General features: G+C 66.7%; 12 protein-coding genes and 2 tRNA genes. 5 read left to right on the forward strand and 9 right to left on the reverse strand.

Annotated elements, in window-relative coordinates; all coding sequences use genetic code 11:
• On the forward strand, window positions 1–1,376 hold a 1,376-nt coding region (locus tag F3J10_RS28345; RefSeq protein ID WP_167243505.1), incomplete at its 5' end, for an NAD(P)H-hydrate dehydratase.
• Between the two features lie 156 nt (window positions 1,377–1,532).
• The gene (gene pgi / locus F3J10_RS28350; RefSeq protein ID WP_166913177.1) at window positions 1,533–3,155 is read left to right on the forward strand and encodes a glucose-6-phosphate isomerase; all 1,623 of its coding nucleotides are present in this window, start codon (window positions 1,533–1,535) and stop codon (window positions 3,153–3,155) included.
• Between the two features lie 77 nt (window positions 3,156–3,232).
• Here pgi and F3J10_RS28355 read toward each other — a convergent pair whose 3' ends face one another.
• A complete protein-coding gene (locus F3J10_RS28355; RefSeq protein ID WP_013698341.1) occupies window positions 3,233–3,946 on the reverse strand; it encodes an ATP-binding cassette domain-containing protein in 714 nt (237 codons plus the stop codon).
• Between F3J10_RS28355 and F3J10_RS28360 the strand changes: the two genes are divergently transcribed.
• On the forward strand, window positions 3,945–4,649 hold the full coding sequence (locus F3J10_RS28360) for an arylesterase (RefSeq protein ID WP_240155729.1): 705 nt from the start codon (window positions 3,945–3,947) through the stop codon (window positions 4,647–4,649). The two genes, F3J10_RS28355 and F3J10_RS28360, sit on opposite strands and share 2 nt — an antisense overlap.
• 128 nt (window positions 4,650–4,777) lie before the next feature.
• On the opposite strand, the gene F3J10_RS28365 is transcribed toward F3J10_RS28360, so the two are convergent.
• Window positions 4,778–6,718, reverse strand: coding sequence for a SurA N-terminal domain-containing protein (locus F3J10_RS28365; protein ID WP_167243507.1), 1,941 nt, complete (start codon window positions 6,716–6,718; stop codon window positions 4,778–4,780).
• A gap of 484 nt (window positions 6,719–7,202) precedes the next feature.
• On the opposite strand from F3J10_RS28365, the gene F3J10_RS28370 reads away from it, so the two are divergent.
• Window positions 7,203–8,951 (forward strand): cholesterol oxidase substrate-binding domain-containing protein, encoded by a 1,749-nt coding sequence (locus F3J10_RS28370; protein WP_167231167.1) that lies wholly within the window; start codon window positions 7,203–7,205, stop codon window positions 8,949–8,951.
• A 112-nt stretch (window positions 8,952–9,063) separates the two neighbouring features.
• Here the strand turns inward: F3J10_RS28370 and F3J10_RS28375 are convergent.
• From F3J10_RS28375 to tig, 7 genes are all read right to left on the reverse strand, one after another.
• Window positions 9,064–9,140 (reverse strand) — tRNA-Asp (locus tag F3J10_RS28375).
• A 32-nt stretch (window positions 9,141–9,172) separates the two neighbouring features.
• Window positions 9,173–9,248: transfer RNA gene (locus F3J10_RS28380), tRNA-Val, on the reverse strand.
• A 70-nt stretch (window positions 9,249–9,318) separates the two neighbouring features.
• Entirely contained in the window at window positions 9,319–9,591 is a 273-nt protein-coding gene (locus tag F3J10_RS28385) for an HU family DNA-binding protein (RefSeq protein ID WP_025096740.1), read from the reverse strand.
• Between the two features lie 244 nt (window positions 9,592–9,835).
• A complete protein-coding gene (gene lon, locus F3J10_RS28390) occupies window positions 9,836–12,253 on the reverse strand; it encodes an endopeptidase La (RefSeq protein ID WP_013698346.1) in 2,418 nt (805 codons plus the stop codon).
• A gap of 198 nt (window positions 12,254–12,451) precedes the next feature.
• Window positions 12,452–13,723: an ATP-dependent Clp protease ATP-binding subunit ClpX gene (gene clpX, locus F3J10_RS28395; protein WP_025096739.1), complete on the reverse strand. Its 1,272-nt coding sequence runs from the start codon at window positions 13,721–13,723 to the stop codon at window positions 12,452–12,454.
• Window positions 13,724–13,880: 157 nt separating this feature from the next.
• Entirely contained in the window at window positions 13,881–14,534 is a 654-nt protein-coding gene (clpP, locus tag F3J10_RS28400; RefSeq protein ID WP_013698348.1) for an ATP-dependent Clp endopeptidase proteolytic subunit ClpP, read from the reverse strand.
• A gap of 150 nt (window positions 14,535–14,684) precedes the next feature.
• On the reverse strand, window positions 14,685–16,031 hold the full coding sequence (tig, locus tag F3J10_RS28405; RefSeq protein ID WP_025096738.1) for a trigger factor: 1,347 nt from the start codon (window positions 16,029–16,031) through the stop codon (window positions 14,685–14,687).
• Between the two features lie 418 nt (window positions 16,032–16,449).
• Between tig and F3J10_RS28410 the strand changes: the two genes are divergently transcribed.
• The coding region (locus tag F3J10_RS28410; protein ID WP_167243508.1) for a glycerate kinase at window positions 16,450–16,646 on the forward strand (197 nt) is incomplete at its 3' end.

Below are 16,646 nucleotides of genomic sequence, written 5' to 3' on the forward strand. Positions count from 1 at the left end.
CGCGCCCGGTCTGGCTCGCGGCGGGCCCCGGCAACAACGGCGGCGACGCGCTGGTCGCGGCCGTCGAGCTGCTGCGGCTCGGCGTGCAGGTCGAGGTCTGTTTGCCGGTCGAGCCGAAACCCGAGGACGCGCCCTGGGCGCTGGCGCTCGCGCGCGAGGCCGGCGTGCCGATCTCGCCCGAGCCGCCCGCCTCGCTCGACGCCTATGGCTGGTGCGTCGACGGCCTGTTCGGGATCGGCCTTGCGCGGCCCGTGGCAGGCCCCTTCGCGGCGCTCGCCGAGCTGCTGTCGGCGCGCTCGCGTGGCCTGGGGCGCGTGCTCGCGCTCGACGTGCCGAGCGGCATCGATGCCGACAGCGGCGCACGCGTCGGCGACGGCCCCGCCGTCACGGCCACCCACACACTGAGCTTCATCGCCGCCAAGCCGGGTCTGTATTTCGGCGACGGCCGCGACCATGCCGGCGAGATCGCGGTCGACACGCTCGACGCGGCGCCGGCCCGGCCGTCGGCCACGCTCAACGCGCCGGCCCTGTTCGCGCCTTGCTGGCCCGCGCGCGGGGCCGCCTCGCACAAGGGCAGCTTCGGCAGCGTGGCGATCGTCGGCGGCGACACCGGCATGTGCGGCGCGCCGATCCTGGCCGCGCGCGCCGCGCTGCATGCCGGCGCGGGCAAGGTGCATGTCGGTTTCCTCGGCGACGATGCCCCGCCCTACGACCCGCCCTTCCCCGAACTGATGCTGCATCCGGCGCGCTCGCTGAACCCCGAAGGGCTCAGCGCGATCGGCATCGGCTGCGGGCTGGGCACGCGCGAGCGCGCGATCGAGACGCTGCGCGAGGTGCTCGCGCTCGACCTGCCCTTGGTCATCGATGCCGATGCGCTGAACCTGGTCGCCGCGCATGCCGACTTGAACTCGGCCCTGGTCAAGCGCGGCGTGCGTCACGCCGTATCGATCCTGACCCCGCATCCGCTCGAAGCGGCGCGGCTGCTCGGCGCGCGCACCGCCGAGGTCCAGGGCGAGCGTCTCGCCGCCGCGCGCGAGCTGGCCGCGCGCTTCCACGCGATCGCGGTGCTCAAGGGTTCGGGCACGGTGATTGCCGAGCCGGCCGGGCGCGTGGCCGTCAACCCGACCGGCAATGCCGCGCTCGCCACCGGCGGCACCGGCGACGTGCTCGGCGGCCTGATCGCGGCCTTCGCGGCGCAGCGCCTGCCGGCCTGGGAAGCCGCGCTGGCAGGCGTCTACCTGCATGGCCTGGCGGCCGACTGCCTGAGCACGCTCGGCGCCGGCCCGGTGGGCCTGGCCGCCGGGGAACTGGCGCCGGCCGTGCGCCGGCTGCTGAACCGTCACTTTTACTCTCGCCTCGCGCCGTCGCCGCGGTGAGGCCGTTATACTGGATGGCCCCGCGCGCGCTCGATCCGCTCACGATCGATGCCGAGCACAGCGCGCGCGGCTTTCGCAGTCCCCGGTAGTCCGCCGGCAAGCGGCGCATCCCGCCGCCCACGCCTTCCAAGTCACGACAGTTTCGCCAGAACCGATATGACGCTGAATTCGCTCCCCGCCTGGTCCGCCCTCCAATCGCACTACGACGAGATCCGCGACGCGCAGTTGCGCGACTGGTTCGCCCCCGCCAACGATCCCGCGCCGACGCGCGCCGAACGCTTCACCGTGGCGGGCGGCGGCCTCGCGATCGACTTCTCGAAGAACCGCATCACCGACGCGACGCTGAAGCTGCTGGTGCAGCTCGCGCGCGAGGCCGGCGTCGAGGCGCGGCGCGACGCGATGTTCGCCGGCGAGGTGGTCAACCCGACCGAAGGGCGCGCCGCCCTGCACACCGCGCTGCGCGCGAGTTCGCCCGATGCGCCCTTCCACGCGCAGGTGCTGGCCGAGCGCAAGAAGATGGCCGCCTTCGCCGAGCAGGTCCGTGACGGCCGCTGGACCGGCTACACGGGCAAGCGCATCCGCCATGTGATCAACATCGGCATCGGCGGCTCGGACCTCGGCCCGAAGATGGTGGTGCACGCGCTCGACCACCTCGCCACCCGCGAGCTGTCCTGCGCCTTCGTCTCGAACGTGGACGGCGCCGATCTCTCCCGCGCGCTGGAGCACTGCGATCCCGAGGCAACGCTGGTGATCGTGGTCTCGAAGACCTTCACCACGCTCGAGACCATGACCAATGCGCGCTCGGCCCGCGACTGGCTGCTCGCGCACGGCTGCCCCGAGAACGCGCTGGCGAAACACTTCGTCGGCGTTTCGGCGAACCCGGAGGAAGTGGTCAAGTTCGGCATCGACGCGCACAACGTGTTCGAGATGTGGGACTGGGTGGGCGGGCGTTATTCGCTGTGGTCGGCGGTCGGCCTGTCGATCATGATCGCGATCGGGCCCGAGCAGTTCGACGAGCTGCTGGCCGGCGCCGACGAGATGGACCGCCATTTCCGCGAAGCGCCGCTGGAAGCGAACCTGCCGGTGCTGCTCGGCCTGATCGGCATCTGGTATCGCAACTTCTTCGGCTCGCAGAGCTACCTGGTGGCGCCGTATTCGGAAGCGCTGCACTTCCTGCCCTCGTACCTGCAGCAGCTCGAGATGGAGAGCAACGGCAAGTCGGCGCGCCTGGACGGCGCCTTCGTCGACTACCCGACCTCGGCCGTCACCTGGGGCGAGCCGGGCACCAATGGCCAGCACGCCTTCTTCCAGATGCTGCACCAGGGCCCGACCATCGTGCCGATCGACTTCATCGCGGTGCTCACGCCCGAGCACGCGCTGGCCAGCCATCACCCGAAGCTGCTGGCCAACTGCTTCGCGCAGAGCGAGGCGCTGATGCTGGGCCGCACGCTGGAGGAAGCGCGCAAGATCGCCGGCCCGGACAAGCCCGAGCTGGCGCCGCACCTGAGCTTCCCCGGCAACCGCCCGACCAGCACCATCCTGGTCGATGCGCTCACCGCGCGCACGCTGGGCGCCCTGATCGCGCTCTACGAGCACAAGGTGCTGGTGCAGGCCTCGGTCTGGAACATCAACCCCTTCGATCAATGGGGCGTCGAGCTCGGCAAGATCCTCGGCAAGGTGGTGGAGGCCGATCTCACCGCGGCCGACGTCGATCCCGCCAAGCACGATTCCTCGACCTCGGCGCTGATCGCGCGGGCCCGCGCGGCGCTCAAGCGCTGAGCGGCGACGCAAATACGAACGGCCGGGATTTCCGGCCGTTTGTTCGTGGACAGGACGAGATGCGTCGCGCCGCGAGTTCAGTTCGTGCTCGGCTCCGTGGCATCGGCGACGATGCGCCCGCCGTCGAGCGTGATCACCGTGCCGCAGCGGCGCGCGAGCGCCGGGTCGTGCGTGACCAGCACCAGCGTCGCGCCCTGCGCGCGATTGAGCTCGAACATCAGGTCGATCACGGCGTGGCCGGTGGCGGCGTCGAGGCTGCCGGTCGGCTCGTCGGCGAACAGGATCGCGGGATCGGTGACGAAGGCGCGGGCCAGCGCGACGCGCTGCTGCTCGCCGCCCGACAGCAGCTTCGGGTAGTGGCCGGTGCGCGCGCCGAGCCCGACACGCTCGAGCAGGCGGCGCGCGCGCTCGGCCGCCTCGCGCGCCGTGATGCCGCCGCGCAGTTCGAGCGGCAGCATCACGTTCTCGAGCGCGGTGAGATGCGGCATCAACTGGAAGGACTGGAACACGAAGCCGACCGAGCCGCTGCGCAGCGCCGCGCGCGCGTCCTCGTCGAGCCCCTGCAGATCCCGGCCGAGCAGGCGAACCGTGCCCTCGGTCGCGCTGTCCAAGCCGGCAAGCAGGCCGAGCAAGGTGGACTTGCCCGACCCCGAGGCGCCGACGATCGCCAGGCTGCTGCCTGCCGCCACCGTCAGGTCGATGCCGTCGAGGATCGTCAGTTCGCCGGCCGCATCGGCCACCCGTTTCGCCACTTGTCGAACTTCAATGATCGGTTCCGTCATCTTGAGCATGAAGCAGAGTGATTCCTGGAAAGACGGCCTGCGCGCCGTCGTGATCGCCGTGGTCGCCACGGCTGGGTTCGGCGGCCTCGGTGCCACCGCGCAGGCAGCCACGCAGGCGGCCGCGCCCGCGGCTACCTCACCCAGCGCGGCCAAGCCCAACATCGTGGTGCTCGGCGACAGCCTGTCCGCCGAATACGGCCTGCCGCGCGACACGGGCTGGGTCGCCCTGATGCGCGCGCGCATCGCCGATCAGCGAATCGATTATAGCGTCGCGAATGCCAGCGTCAGCGGCGACACCACCAACGGCGGCCGGGCCCGCCTGCCCGCCGTGCTCACGCGCCTGAAGCCCTCGATCCTGATCGTCGAACTCGGCGCCAACGACGCGCTGCGCGGCGTGCCGCTGGCCACCACCGAGCAGAACCTGCGCGCGATCGTGGCGCAGGCGCAGCAGGCCAAGGCAAAGGTGGTGCTGGTCGGCATGTACGTGCCGCCCAACTACGGCCTCGATTACACGCAGAAGTTCCATGCCATGTACGGCACGCTCGCGAAGGAGCTGCGCCTGCCGCTGGTGCCCTTCCTGCTGGCCGGCCTCGAGGACAAGCCCGACCAGTTCCAGGACGACCAGAACCACCCGAACCAGGGCGCGCAGCCCAGGCTGCTCGACAACGTCTGGCCGGTGGTGAAGCCGCTGCTGGGGCCGGGCGCGCACTGAGGCTCGCGGGAGGCGCAAGAGCGTCACCCTGCCCCGCAGCTCTCCCGCCTCGCCGCCAAAGAAAAAGCCCCGCTCGGTTTCGAGCGGGGCTTTTCGCTGTAGCTAGGTGCCTGGAGGCGCGGCGGCGATCAGTTGTCGTCGCTGCGGCTGCTGCTGTCGCCCAGCGAGCCGTAAATCTTGACCTTCGAGCGGTCGCGCAGCGCCTTCATGTAGGCTTCGCTCTCGCTTTGCGCATAGACCTGGGCCAGTTGTTGCTGGGCGGCGGTCAGTTGCTGCGGATCCACCGGCGCGGGCGGCACGATCGCGTTGACGCGGAAGATCGCGTAACCGCCGTTCGCGCCGAGATCGACGCCGACATAGGCCGGCAGCGACTTCGCGTCGGCCTTGTAGATCGCCGCGATCGCCTCGGGCGACAGGCCCAGCGTCTGCGTGCGCGAGACTTTCTCGGCCGGCAGGAAACCATCGGTCGACTTCGACTTCTGCAGCGCCGCCAGCTTTGCCGCGCCGTCCTGCTTGGCCAGCTTCGCGCTTTCGTCGGCGATGTACTTCTGGCGCACCACGTCCTTGATCGCGTCCAGCGCGGGCACCGCGGCCGGCTTGTCGGCCGTCACGCGCGCGGCGATCAGGGTGCTGTTGCCGACGTCGATCGCCTGCGTGTTGTTGCCGTTCTTGACCGAGTCCGCCGCGAACACGGCGGCCAGGAACTTCGGATTGTTGAGCGGGCTGTCAGGCGGCAGGGCCGGGTTCGGCTGCGGCGTGACGGTGGCGGTCTGGATCGTCAGCTTGTACTTGTCGGCGGCCGGCTGCAGGCTCTTGGCCTTCTCGTAGACCTGCGAGGAGAAACCTTCCGAATTGTCGCTGAAGGCCTTGGCCGCGAACTGCTGCTTGAGCTCGGTCGCGATCGAATCCTTGACCTCGTCGAAGGGCTTGACCACGGCCGGCTTCACGTCGGTCGCCTTGAGGATGTGGTAGCCGAGGTCCGACTCGACCACCTTGCTGAGCTCGCCCGACTTCAGCGCGAAGGCCGCATCGTCGAAGGCCGGGCCGCCGGCGGTCGAGCCGCGCGTCACGTAGCCCAGGTCGCCGCCCTTGGCTGCCGAGGGCGCGTCCTGCGAATTCTTCTCGGCGATCTGCGCGAACTGATCCGGGTGGGCCGTCACCTCGGCCAGCAGCTGGTCGGCCTTGGCCTTCGCGGCGGCCTTGTCCGAGGCGCTGGCATTGCGCGCCGCGGCGATGAAGATGTGGCTCACGCGCACCTGCGCCTCGGTGCGGAAGCGCGCGGTGTTGTCCTCGTAGAACTTGTGGAGGTCCGCGTCGGACGGCTGCGCGTTGGCGGCAGCCGCGGCCGGCGTGAACACCAGGTACTGGATGCTGGCCGTCTCGGGCGTAACGAACGCTTGCTTGTGCGCGTCGTAGTAGGCCGAGAGCTGGGCGTCGGTCGGCTGGACCTTGGCGGCGTAGTCGGCCGGCTTCAGCACGATCGCCTGGATCTCGCGCTGCTGCTGCGCCAGGTCGGTCAGGCGCTGGGCCACGCTCTTGGGCGTGAAGGCGCTGTTGATCAGGTTGTTGGGCAACTGGCTCTGCGAGAGCTGGTAGCGCACCGATTCCTGGTACTGGTCCGGCGTCATGCCCTGCATCGCCAGCAGCTGCGTGTAGCGCTCGGCGTCGATCGAGCCGTCGGGCTTGCGCAGCGAGGCGATGATCGGATTCGACATCAGCGCTTCGCGCACCGCGTTGTCGGAAGCCGTCAGGTGCAGGCGGCGCACCTCGTCGGTCAGCGCGCGCTGCTCGATGATGCCGTCGAGCAGTTGCTGGCGACGCTCGGGCGTGTCGAACTGCTTGGCGTCGAAGTTCGCGCCGAGGGCCTGGCGCGCCTGGTCGATCTGCTGGCGATAGGCGCCGTCGAATTCGGCGCGCGTGATCTTGTGTCCGTCGACCGATGCCACATTCGCGCTGTCGTCGAAGAAGTCGCGGAAGCCCTGTACCCCGACGAACCCGAGCCCCGGAAGCACGATCAGGAGCAGGAGGAACATCATCAGGCGCTGGTGATTGCGGAAGAAATCGAGCATGCGGAACCGAAGTGGCTGGACAAAACGACTGATATTACATCAGTGGCAAGGAAAAAAGGCGAAACCGGGGGGCGACCGCGCGCCGAACCTGCCGATCGACGCCGGCGCAGCGGTTCCGACCATGCGTGACACGCGCTCGTGCATCGGCACATGCCGCGTCGCCATTCACGAAAAATGCAATATATCGATCGATTGGAAATACAAAGCGGGCGGCTTGCCCCGGAAAAGCACGACCTGCCGACCCTGCATGCCATCGAATAAATCAAAACCTCGGAATTACGGTTTCTTCGTCGATCGATTTGCAGTAACAATACGACGACGCCCGCTTCACGGCGCCCTGGCGCGAGGGGCGTGGCCGTTGCCGGCTGGCCACGCCGCGCCTGATTCCACTGCCGTTTGCCAATCGATAATCGGCCGCCCGATTTGATTTCCTTTTGTTTTACTCGTTGCAAATCGGGCGAATCGATAACAAAGAGAGAAAACAATGTCCGAGAAATCCCTGGACGAACGCTCGCCGCGTCGCGCGTTCCTGTCCGACATGGCCAAACTCGCGGCGGCCGGCGTGGTCGCCGGCTGGACCCCGATCTATCAGGTTGCCGCGCACGCGCAAACCACCGGCGCCACGCCGCCGAATTTCCCCGCCGACCTGCCGCTCTACAAGCAGGCCTTCCAGAATTGGAGCGGCGAGATCGTCCTGCAGGATGTCTGGACCGCCGCGCCGCGTTCGGCCGCCGACGTGCTGAACGTCGTCAACTGGGCCCGCGCGAACGGCTACAAGGTCCGCCCGCGCGGCCACATGCACAACTGGTCGCCGCTCACGCTCGACCCGGCGGCCGGCACCGCGAACCTGGTGCTGCTCGACACCACGCAATCGCTGACGGCCGTCTCGGTCGACACCTCGAGCAGCCCGGCGCGCGTCACGGCGCAAACGGGCGTCTCGCTCGAATCGCTGCTGGCCACGCTCGAGGCCAGCCAGCTCGGCCTGGTGGCCGTGCCGGCACCGGGCGACATCACGCTCGGCGGCGCCCTCGCGATCGACGCGCACGGCACGGCCGTGCCGGCCACCGGCGAAACGCGCCAGCCCGGCCAGACCTACGGCTCGCTGAGCAACCTGGTGGTCTCGCTGACGGCCGTGGTGTTCGACTCGGGTTCGCAGCAATACGTGCTGCGTACCTTCCAGCGCAACGATCCCGACATCGGCGCCCTGCTCGCGCACGTCGGCCGCGCCTTCGTCGTCGAGGCAACCCTGGTCGCCGCGCCGAACCAGCGCCTGCGATGCCAGAGCTATACCAACATCCCGGCGACGGAGCTGTTCGCGCCGGCCGGTTCGAGCGGGCGCACCGTGGCGTCCTTCCTCGACCAGACCGGCCGCATGGAAGCGATCTGGTTTCCGTTCACCGCGAATCCCTGGCTCAAGGTCTGGACCGTCGCGCCGAACAAGCCGCTGCTCTCGCGAGCGGTCACCCAGCCATACAACTATCCGTTCTCCGATTCGATTCCGAAGCAGTTGTCGGATCTGATCCAGGGCATCATCGGCGGCGGCGACGGCAGCCTGACGCCGCTGTTCGGGCAGACCCAGCTCGCCGTCACCACCGCGGGCCTGGCGCTCACCTTGTCGGCCGACATCTGGGGCTGGTCGCGCACCGTGCAGCAGTACATCCGCCCGACCACGCTGCGGGTGACCGCCAACGGTTATGCGGTGCTGACACGCCGCGCCGACGTGCAGCGCGCCATCAACGAGTTCGTGCAGTTCTACCAGAACCGCGTGAGCGCCTACCAGGCGCAGGGCCTGTATCCGATGAACGGCCCGGTGGAGATCCGCGTGACCGGCCTCGACCAGCCGGGCGACATCGGTGCCGGCACGGTCGCGCCGACCCTCTCGGCGCTCAAGCCGCGCCCGGATCATGCCGAATGGGATGTGGCGGTGTGGTTCGACATCCTCTCGCTGCCCGGCACGCCCTCGGCGGATCGCTTCTATCGCGAGATCGAGCAGTGGATGCTGTCGAACTACAGCGGCTCCTACGCGACGCTGCGCCCCGAATGGTCGAAGGGCTGGGGCTATACCGATACGGCGGCCTGGCAGGATGCCACCATGATCGGCACCACCATCCCGGGCCTGTATCGCGACGGCCAGCCCGCTTCGAGCAACTGGGATACCGCGCGCGCCACGCTCGATCGCCTCGACCCGAGCCGGATCTTCAGCTCGCCGCTGCTCGACAAACTGCTGCCCTGAAGGCGGTGCCCCGGGCGGCGACGGGATCGTGCTGCCCGGGCAAACATGTCGTCGAGGCGCGCCAAAGCAAAAAGCCCCGTGAGCGTGAACTCACGGGGCTTCGTACTGAATCTGGCGGAGCGGACGGGACTCGAACCCGCGACCCCCGGCGTGACAGGCCGGTATTCTAACCAACTGAACTACCGCTCCTTGGTGTGGTACCGCAGGCAAGATCACGAAACTGGTGGGTGCTGAGAGGCTCGAACTCCCGACCTACGCCTTGTAAGGGCGCCGCTCTACCAACTGAGCTAAGCACCCGTTTCGCGCTTGCCACCTGCCTGCCGACATCCTGGATACTGCGTGTGGACATCGTCAAGCAGCGAGCCTGCTAGTTTAGCGCATCCTTCAGAGCTTTGCCAGCCCTGAATTTCGCGACCCGCGCCGCCTCGATGCGGATCGTTTCGCCGGTTTGCGGGTTGCGCCCATTGCGCGCGATCCGCTCGCCCACCTCGAAGGTGCCGAAGCCGGCCAGCGTGACGCTGCCGCCGGTTTCCAGCGCCTGCACCACACCGGCGATCAGCGCGTCGAGCGCGCGTCCTGCCGATGCCTTGGATAAATCTGCCTCGCGTGCGATGTGGTCGATCAAGTCCGTCTTGTTCATGCCGTCCCCTTTCGTCAGTGGTCCCATGTCAGGACGGCCGCCCCGTTGTCGGCCGTCGCCCGGTACATGCCGGGTCGATCATTAAATGAAGCCGAAACGGGCCTGTCAAGCGCCGAAGCTGAGACAGCGCAAGGGATTGATGCATCTTTCGCCACGAAGCGCCAATAAAAAACCCGCGGCGATGGCCGCGGGTTGGTTCCCTGCGTGGAGCTTCATGCTTCGAAGCTCACACTGTGGGATGCGCTCAGTGCTTGACGACTTCCGTCGAGGCATCTTTCGGGGCTTCGGCAACCGGCGCCGCGGCCTTCGCTTCGTCCTCGGGCAGCGCGCTCGGCGTACGCTCGAGCGCCAGTTCGAGCACCTTGTCGATCCAGCGGACCGGCACGATCTCGATGGCGTTCTTCACGTTGTCCGGAATGTCGGCGAGATCCTTCACGTTCTCTTCCGGGATCAGCACGAGCTTGATGCCGCCGCGATGCGCCGCCAGCAGCTTCTCCTTCAGCCCGCCGATCGGCAGCACTTCGCCGCGCAGCGTGATTTCACCCGTCATCGCGACATCCGCGCGGACCGGGATGCCGGTCAGCACCGACACCAGCGCCGTGGTCATCGCGATACCGGCGGACGGACCGTCCTTCGGCGTCGCGCCTTCCGGCACGTGGATGTGGATGTCCTGCTTCTCGAAGGCCTCGTCCTTCACGCCCAGGCGGCGCGAACGCGAACGCACCACCGAGCGCGCGGCCTCGACCGATTCCTTCATCACGTCGCCGAGCGAGCCGGTGCGGATCACGTTGCCCTTGCCGGGCATCACCGCCGCCTCGATCGTCAGCAGGTCGCCGCCGACTTCCGTCCAGGCCAGGCCCGTGACCTGACCCACCTGGTTTTCCTTCGCGGCCAGGCCGAAGTCGTACTTGCGCACGCCGAGGAAGGTGTCGAGGTTGCCGGCATCGACCTTCACCGGGCTCGCCGCCTTCTTCAACAGCAGCATCTTCACGACCTTGCGGCAGATCTTCGAGACTTCGCGCTCGAGCGAACGCACGCCCGCTTCACGGGTGTAGTAGCGAATGATGTCGCGGATCGCTTCTTCCGTGACGTCGATCTCGCCGTCCTTCAGCCCGTTGTTCTTCTTCTGCTTCGGCAGCAGATAGCGTTGCGCGATGCTGACCTTCTCGTCTTCCGTGTAGCCCGACAGGCGGATCACTTCCATCCGGTCCAGCAGCGGCGGCGGAATGTTCAGCGAGTTCGAGGTGGCCACGAACATCACGTCCGACAGGTCGAAATCGACTTCGACGTAGTGATCGGCGAACGTGTGGTTCTGTTCCGGATCGAGCACCTCGAGCAGCGCCGACGACGGATCGCCGCGGAAATCCATCCCCATCTTGTCGACTTCGTCGAGCAGGAAGAGCGGATTGCGCACGCCGACCTTGGTCAGGCTCTGCAGGATCTTGCCCGGCATCGAGCCGATGTAGGTCCGGCGGTGGCCGCGGATCTCGGCCTCGTCACGCACGCCGCCGAGCGCCATGCGCACGAACTTGCGGTTCGTGGCGCGGGCGATCGACTGGCCGAGCGAGGTCTTGCCGACGCCCGGGGGCCCGACCAGGCACAGGATCGGCGCCTTGACCTTGTCGACGCGCTGTTGCACCGCGAGATACTCGAGGATCCGTTCCTTGACCTTCTCGAGGCCGAAGTGGTCCTCGTCGAGCACCTGCTCGGCGTTCGACAGGTCGTTGTTGACCTTGCTCTTCTTGCGCCACGGCAGGCCGATCAGCGTGTCGATGTAGTTGCGCACGACGGTGGCCTCGGCCGACATCGGCGACATCAGCTTGAGCTTCTTGAGCTCGGCATCGGCCTTCTTCTTGGCTTCCTTGGGCATGCGCGCGGCATTGATGCGCTTCTCGAGCTCCTCGAGATCGGCGCCTTCCTCGCCCTCGCCCAGTTCCTTCTGGATCGCCTTGACCTGCTCGTTCAGGTAGTACTCGCGCTGGCTCTTCTCCATCTGGCGCTTGACGCGGCCGCGGATGCGCTTTTCCACCTGCAGGATGTCGATCTCGGCCTCGAGCTGCGCGAGCAGGTGCTCGAGACGCTCGATGACGGGGAACATTTCCAGGATGTGCTGCTTCTGGTCGAGCTTGAGCGGCAGGTGCGCCGCGATCGTGTCGGCCAGGCGGCCCGCCTCGTCGATGCCCGACAGCGAGGTCAGGATCTCCGGCGGGATCTTCTTGTTCAGCTTCACGTACTGATCGAACTGGGACACGATCGCGCGACGCAGGGCCTCGGTTTCGGCGCTGTCGGCGTGGTCGGGTTCGAGCGGCAGCACTTCGCACGAGAACTGGGTTTCCTGTTCCTCGATCGACAGTGCCTGGGCGCGCTGCAGGCCTTCGACGAGCACCTTCACGGTGCCGTCAGGCAGCTTCAGCATCTGCAGGATGTTGGCGATACAGCCGACCTCGTACATGTCCTTTTCGGTCGGCTCGTCCTTCGCGGCGGTCTTCTGGGCGACCAGCATGATGTGCTTGCCGCCTTCCATCGCCGCCTCGAGGGCCTTGATCGACTTCGGCCGACCCACGAAGAGCGGGATCACCATATGCGGGAAAACGACGACATCCCGCAGCGGCAGCAGCGGGAGCGTAATGCGTTCCGGCGGGAGAAGTTGGGTGCCTGACATTTTCATTTCCCCATGAGTGGAATCAATTGTTCGGTAGTTGAGGCCGGCGAAACGGATTGCAAGCCTTCAGCGCGTGGGAAATATTCGGTAAAAAAGTCGCCGTGCAGCGGGAAGTCAGTGTTACCCACAAGACTAAACGAAAAAAGCCGTTCACGACGCCATGAACGGCTTTTTTGCTTCCTCAGACAGTCAAGCCGATCAATTCGAACCCGCCACTTTTGGCGTGTCCTCGTAGATCAGCAAGGGCTTGCCGTCGCCATCGATCACGTTGTCGTCGATGATGACCTTGCTCACCCCCTTCAGGGTCGGCAATTCGTACATCACGTCGAGCAGCGCCTGCTCGATGATCGAACGCAGGCCGCGCGCCCCGGTCTTGCGGCGGATCGCCTTGCGGGCCACCGCCTGCAGCGCGTCGGGGCGCAGTTCCAGCTCCACGCGCTCCATCGCGAACAGCTTCTGGTACTGCTTGACCAGCGCGTTCTTCGGCTCGACCAGGATCTTCATCAGGGCGGCCTCGTCGAGCTTGCCGAGCGTGGCGACCACCGGCAGACGGCCGATCAGCTCGGGAATCAACCCGAATTTGATCAGGTCTTCCGGCTCGACCTCGCGCAGCACCTCGCCCGAATCGCGCTCCTGCTTGCTCTTCACCGAGGCGCCGAAGCCGATGCCGGTCTTTTCGGTGCGATCGGTGATGACCTTCTCCAGGCCGTCGAACGCGCCGCCGCAGATGAACAGGATGTTGGTCGTGTCGACCTGGATGAAATCCTGGTTCGGATGCTTGCGCCCGCCTTGCGGCGGCACCGAGGCCATGGTGCCCTCGACAAGCTTGAGCAGCGCCTGCTGGACACCCTCGCCCGACACGTCGCGGGTGATCGAGGGGTTGTCCGACTTGCGGCTGATCTTGTCGATCTCGTCGATGTAGACGATCCCGCGCTGCGCCTTCTCGACCTCGTAATTGCAGTTCTGCAACAGCTTCTGGATGATGTTCTCGACATCCTCGCCCACGTAGCCGGCTTCGGTCAGCGTGGTCGCGTCGGCGATCACGAAGGGCACGTTCAAGAGGCGAGCCAGGGTCTGCGCGAGCAGCGTCTTGCCGGAGCCGGTCGGCCCGATCAGCAGGATGTTGCTCTTCGAGAGCTCGACCTCGTCCTTCTTGTCGAGATGCTTGAGACGCTTGTAGTGGTTGTAGACGGCCACCGCGAGGATCTTCTTCGCGCGCTCCTGGCCGATCACGTACTGATCGAGGATCTCGCGGATTTCCTGCGGGCTCGGCAAGTCCGATTTCGACAGACTGGCTTCGACCCCGGATGCGGCGGCCTCGTCGCGGATGATTTCGTTGCAGAGGTCGATGCACTCATCGCAGATGAACACCGACGGGCCGGCGATGAGTTTCTTCACCTCATGCTGGCTTTTCCCGCAGAACGAGCAATACAACAGCTTTTCGCTGTTCGAACCTTTTTTGTCCGCCATGGATGTATGAGCCTCCGGACACACGAGTTACATAATACGCCGTTTGGCCAGCCGCCCATGACGTCGCCATGGGTATTGGCCGGCCGCGCTGGTCTTGCCGCAGATGCTCGAGGCGCGAGGCGCCGCCCGTTTTGGGGCGGCACCCCGTTTGCTGGGATTACGGACGCTTGGCCGTCACGTGGTCGATCAGGCCGTAAGCCTTGGCATCGTCGCTGGACATGAAATTATCACGATCCGTGTCGCGCGCGATCCGCTCGACGTCCTGGCCGGTGTTGTCGGCCAGGATCTTGTTCAGGCGCTCGCGCAGGTACAGGATCTCGCGCGCCTGGATCTCGATGTCCGAGGCCTGGCCGCGCGCGCCGCCCAGCGGCTGGTGGATCATCACGCGCGCGTTGGGCAGCGCGTAGCGCTTGCCCTTGGCGCCCGAGGACAGCAGGAAGGCGCCCATGCTGGCCGCCAGGCCCATGCACAGCGTCGACACGTCCGGCTTGATGAACTGCATCGTGTCGTAGATCGCCAGGCCCGCCGAGACCGAACCGCCCGGGCTGTTGATGTACAGGCTGATGTCCTTGTCCGGGTTTTCACTCTCCAGGAACAGCAGCTGCGCGACCACCAGGTTCGCGGTCTGGTCGTTCACTTCGCCGACCATGAACACGATCCGCTCCTTGAGCAGACGCGAGTAGATGTCGTACGAACGCTCGCCGCGGCCGCTGGTCTCGACCACGATCGGCACCAGCCCGAGCGCCTTCGTCTCGAAATCCTGCGGAGCATGGGAAGCCAGCGTATCCAGCAATTCAGCGCGATTGATCATGCAATGAGCCTTGTCCGAAATGAATGTTGAACGGAAGAAAGGACCGCCGGCGCGAAGTTTCGCGTCGCCGGCCGGCCTTGGGCCGGCCCTCGACGCAAAAACGGCGTGCGGGCCGTCGCTCCGACAGCCGGCACGCCGCTGAAACGACGCTTAAGCCTGCGCGGATGCGCTGGCCAGTGCCTCGAAGCTCACTTCCTTGTCCGTCACCTTCGCCTTGCCGAGCACGAAGTCGACGACGTTGCTTTCAACGACGAACGCTTCCATTTCGGCCAGGCGCTGCTGGTTCGAATAATACCAGCGGACCACTTCCTTCGGGTCTTCGTAGCTCTTCGCGAACTCGTCGACTTCGGCACGGATCTGCTCGGGCTTCGCTTCCAGGCCGTTGGCCTTGACCAGCTCGGCGATCACCAGGCCCAGCTTGACGCGGCGCTCGGCCTGCTCCTTGAACATCTCGACCGGGATCGGGGCATTCGCCGCGTTGGGCACGCCGCGTTGCGCGAGATCCTGGCGAGCCATCTCGACCAGGCGCTGCTGGTCCTGCTCGACCAGCGCGTTCGGCACGTCCAGCTCCGAGATCTTCAGGACCGCGTCCATCACCTGGTTCTTGACCAGCGACTGGGTGCGGCGCTTGGCTTCGCGCTCGAGGTTGTCCTTGATCTCGCCGCGCATCTTGGCGGTGTCGCCGTCCTCGATGCCGAGCGTCTTGGCGAACTCGCCGTCGATTTCCGGCAGGTGCGGCCACTCGACCTTCTTCATCGTGACCGTGAACTTCGCCGTCTTGCCGGCGACGTCCTTGCCGTGATAGTCCTCGGGGAAGGTCAGGTCGAACTCGCGAGCCTCGCCGACCTTCAGGCCCAGCGCGGCCGTCTCGAATTCCGGCAGCATGCGGCCTTCGCCGAGCACGAACGGGAAGTCTTCGGCGGTGCCGCCGGGGAAGGCGACGTCGTCGATCTTGCCGACGAAGTCGACCGTCACGCGGTCGCCGTTCTGGGCAGCCGTTTCCGTGCCGCCGTCGCCATGCTCGCCGCCTTCGCCGCGAGCGTGGAAGTGCACACGCTGCTTGCGCAGGATGTCCAGGGTGCGATCGATCTCGGCGTCGCCGATGCTGGTGGTCGAGCGCTCGACCTCAGCGGTGGCCAGATCGCCGATCTTCACTTCCGGGTAGACCTCGAAGGTCGCATCGAACGCGTAGGCGTCGGCAACTGCCTCGGCCTTCGGCGCGAAGCTCGGCTGGCCTGCCACGCGCAGGTTCTCGGTGCGGCTGACTTCGAAGAACTCCTGGCCGATCTTGTCGCTCAGCACTTCCGCCTCGACCTGGCCCGCGTATTGTTGCGCGACCATCTTGAGCGGCACCTTGCCCGGGCGGAAGCCCGGCATGCGCACGTTCTTCGCGAGTTTCTGGATACGGGCGTCGATCTCCTTCTGCACGACTTCCTTGGGCAGGGAAATCGTCACACGGCGTTCGAGCTTGCCGAGGTTTTCAACAACGTTAGCCATGGCTTCAATCGTCCTAAAATTATTCGAGCGAATCGGTTTTCCTTGCCGTGCCCGCCTCGCGACGCGATAGTCCCAGTGGTCATCGCACCGCCGCCGTTCCCATTCGTCGGCACCGCCGCCCCGCCTTGCGGAGCGCGGCGCCTGCGGCTTGAAAAGCACGGCTTTGGCCGGAAGAATCGACTATTCTAGCAAACTATTTTCCCCAAGCCGCCAGATTGCGCCCTCGCGCGCAAAGTGCGCGCCCCGCGCCTCGATTCCGGTCATACCGTCCCGCCTATTCGCCGCGCGCCGCCGGCCTGTTAAGCTCGCGTCTGCCCGGCTCGGCACCACGCGCCGGCGACGCGGGCACCCCGATCGCAACCCGGCCGCAGCCGCGGCGAACGTTGCGACCCCAACCGAATATTCCACCGGAGACACCATGCAGCCCTTCCCGTCCGCGCCTGTCGTCGTCATTGCGCCCGATTCGTTCAAGGGATCCTTGTCCGCGCAACAGGTGACGGACGCGATCGCCGCCGGCCTGCGCCGCGCGCGGCCCGACGCGATCGTGCGCGGCTGCCCGATGGCCGACGGCGGCGAGGGCACGCTCGACGCGATGCTCGCGCACGGCGGCACGCG

Source organism: Burkholderia sp. Cy-637, assembly GCF_011753175.1.
Classification (GTDB): Bacteria; Pseudomonadota; Gammaproteobacteria; order Burkholderiales; family Burkholderiaceae; genus Burkholderia; species Burkholderia gladioli.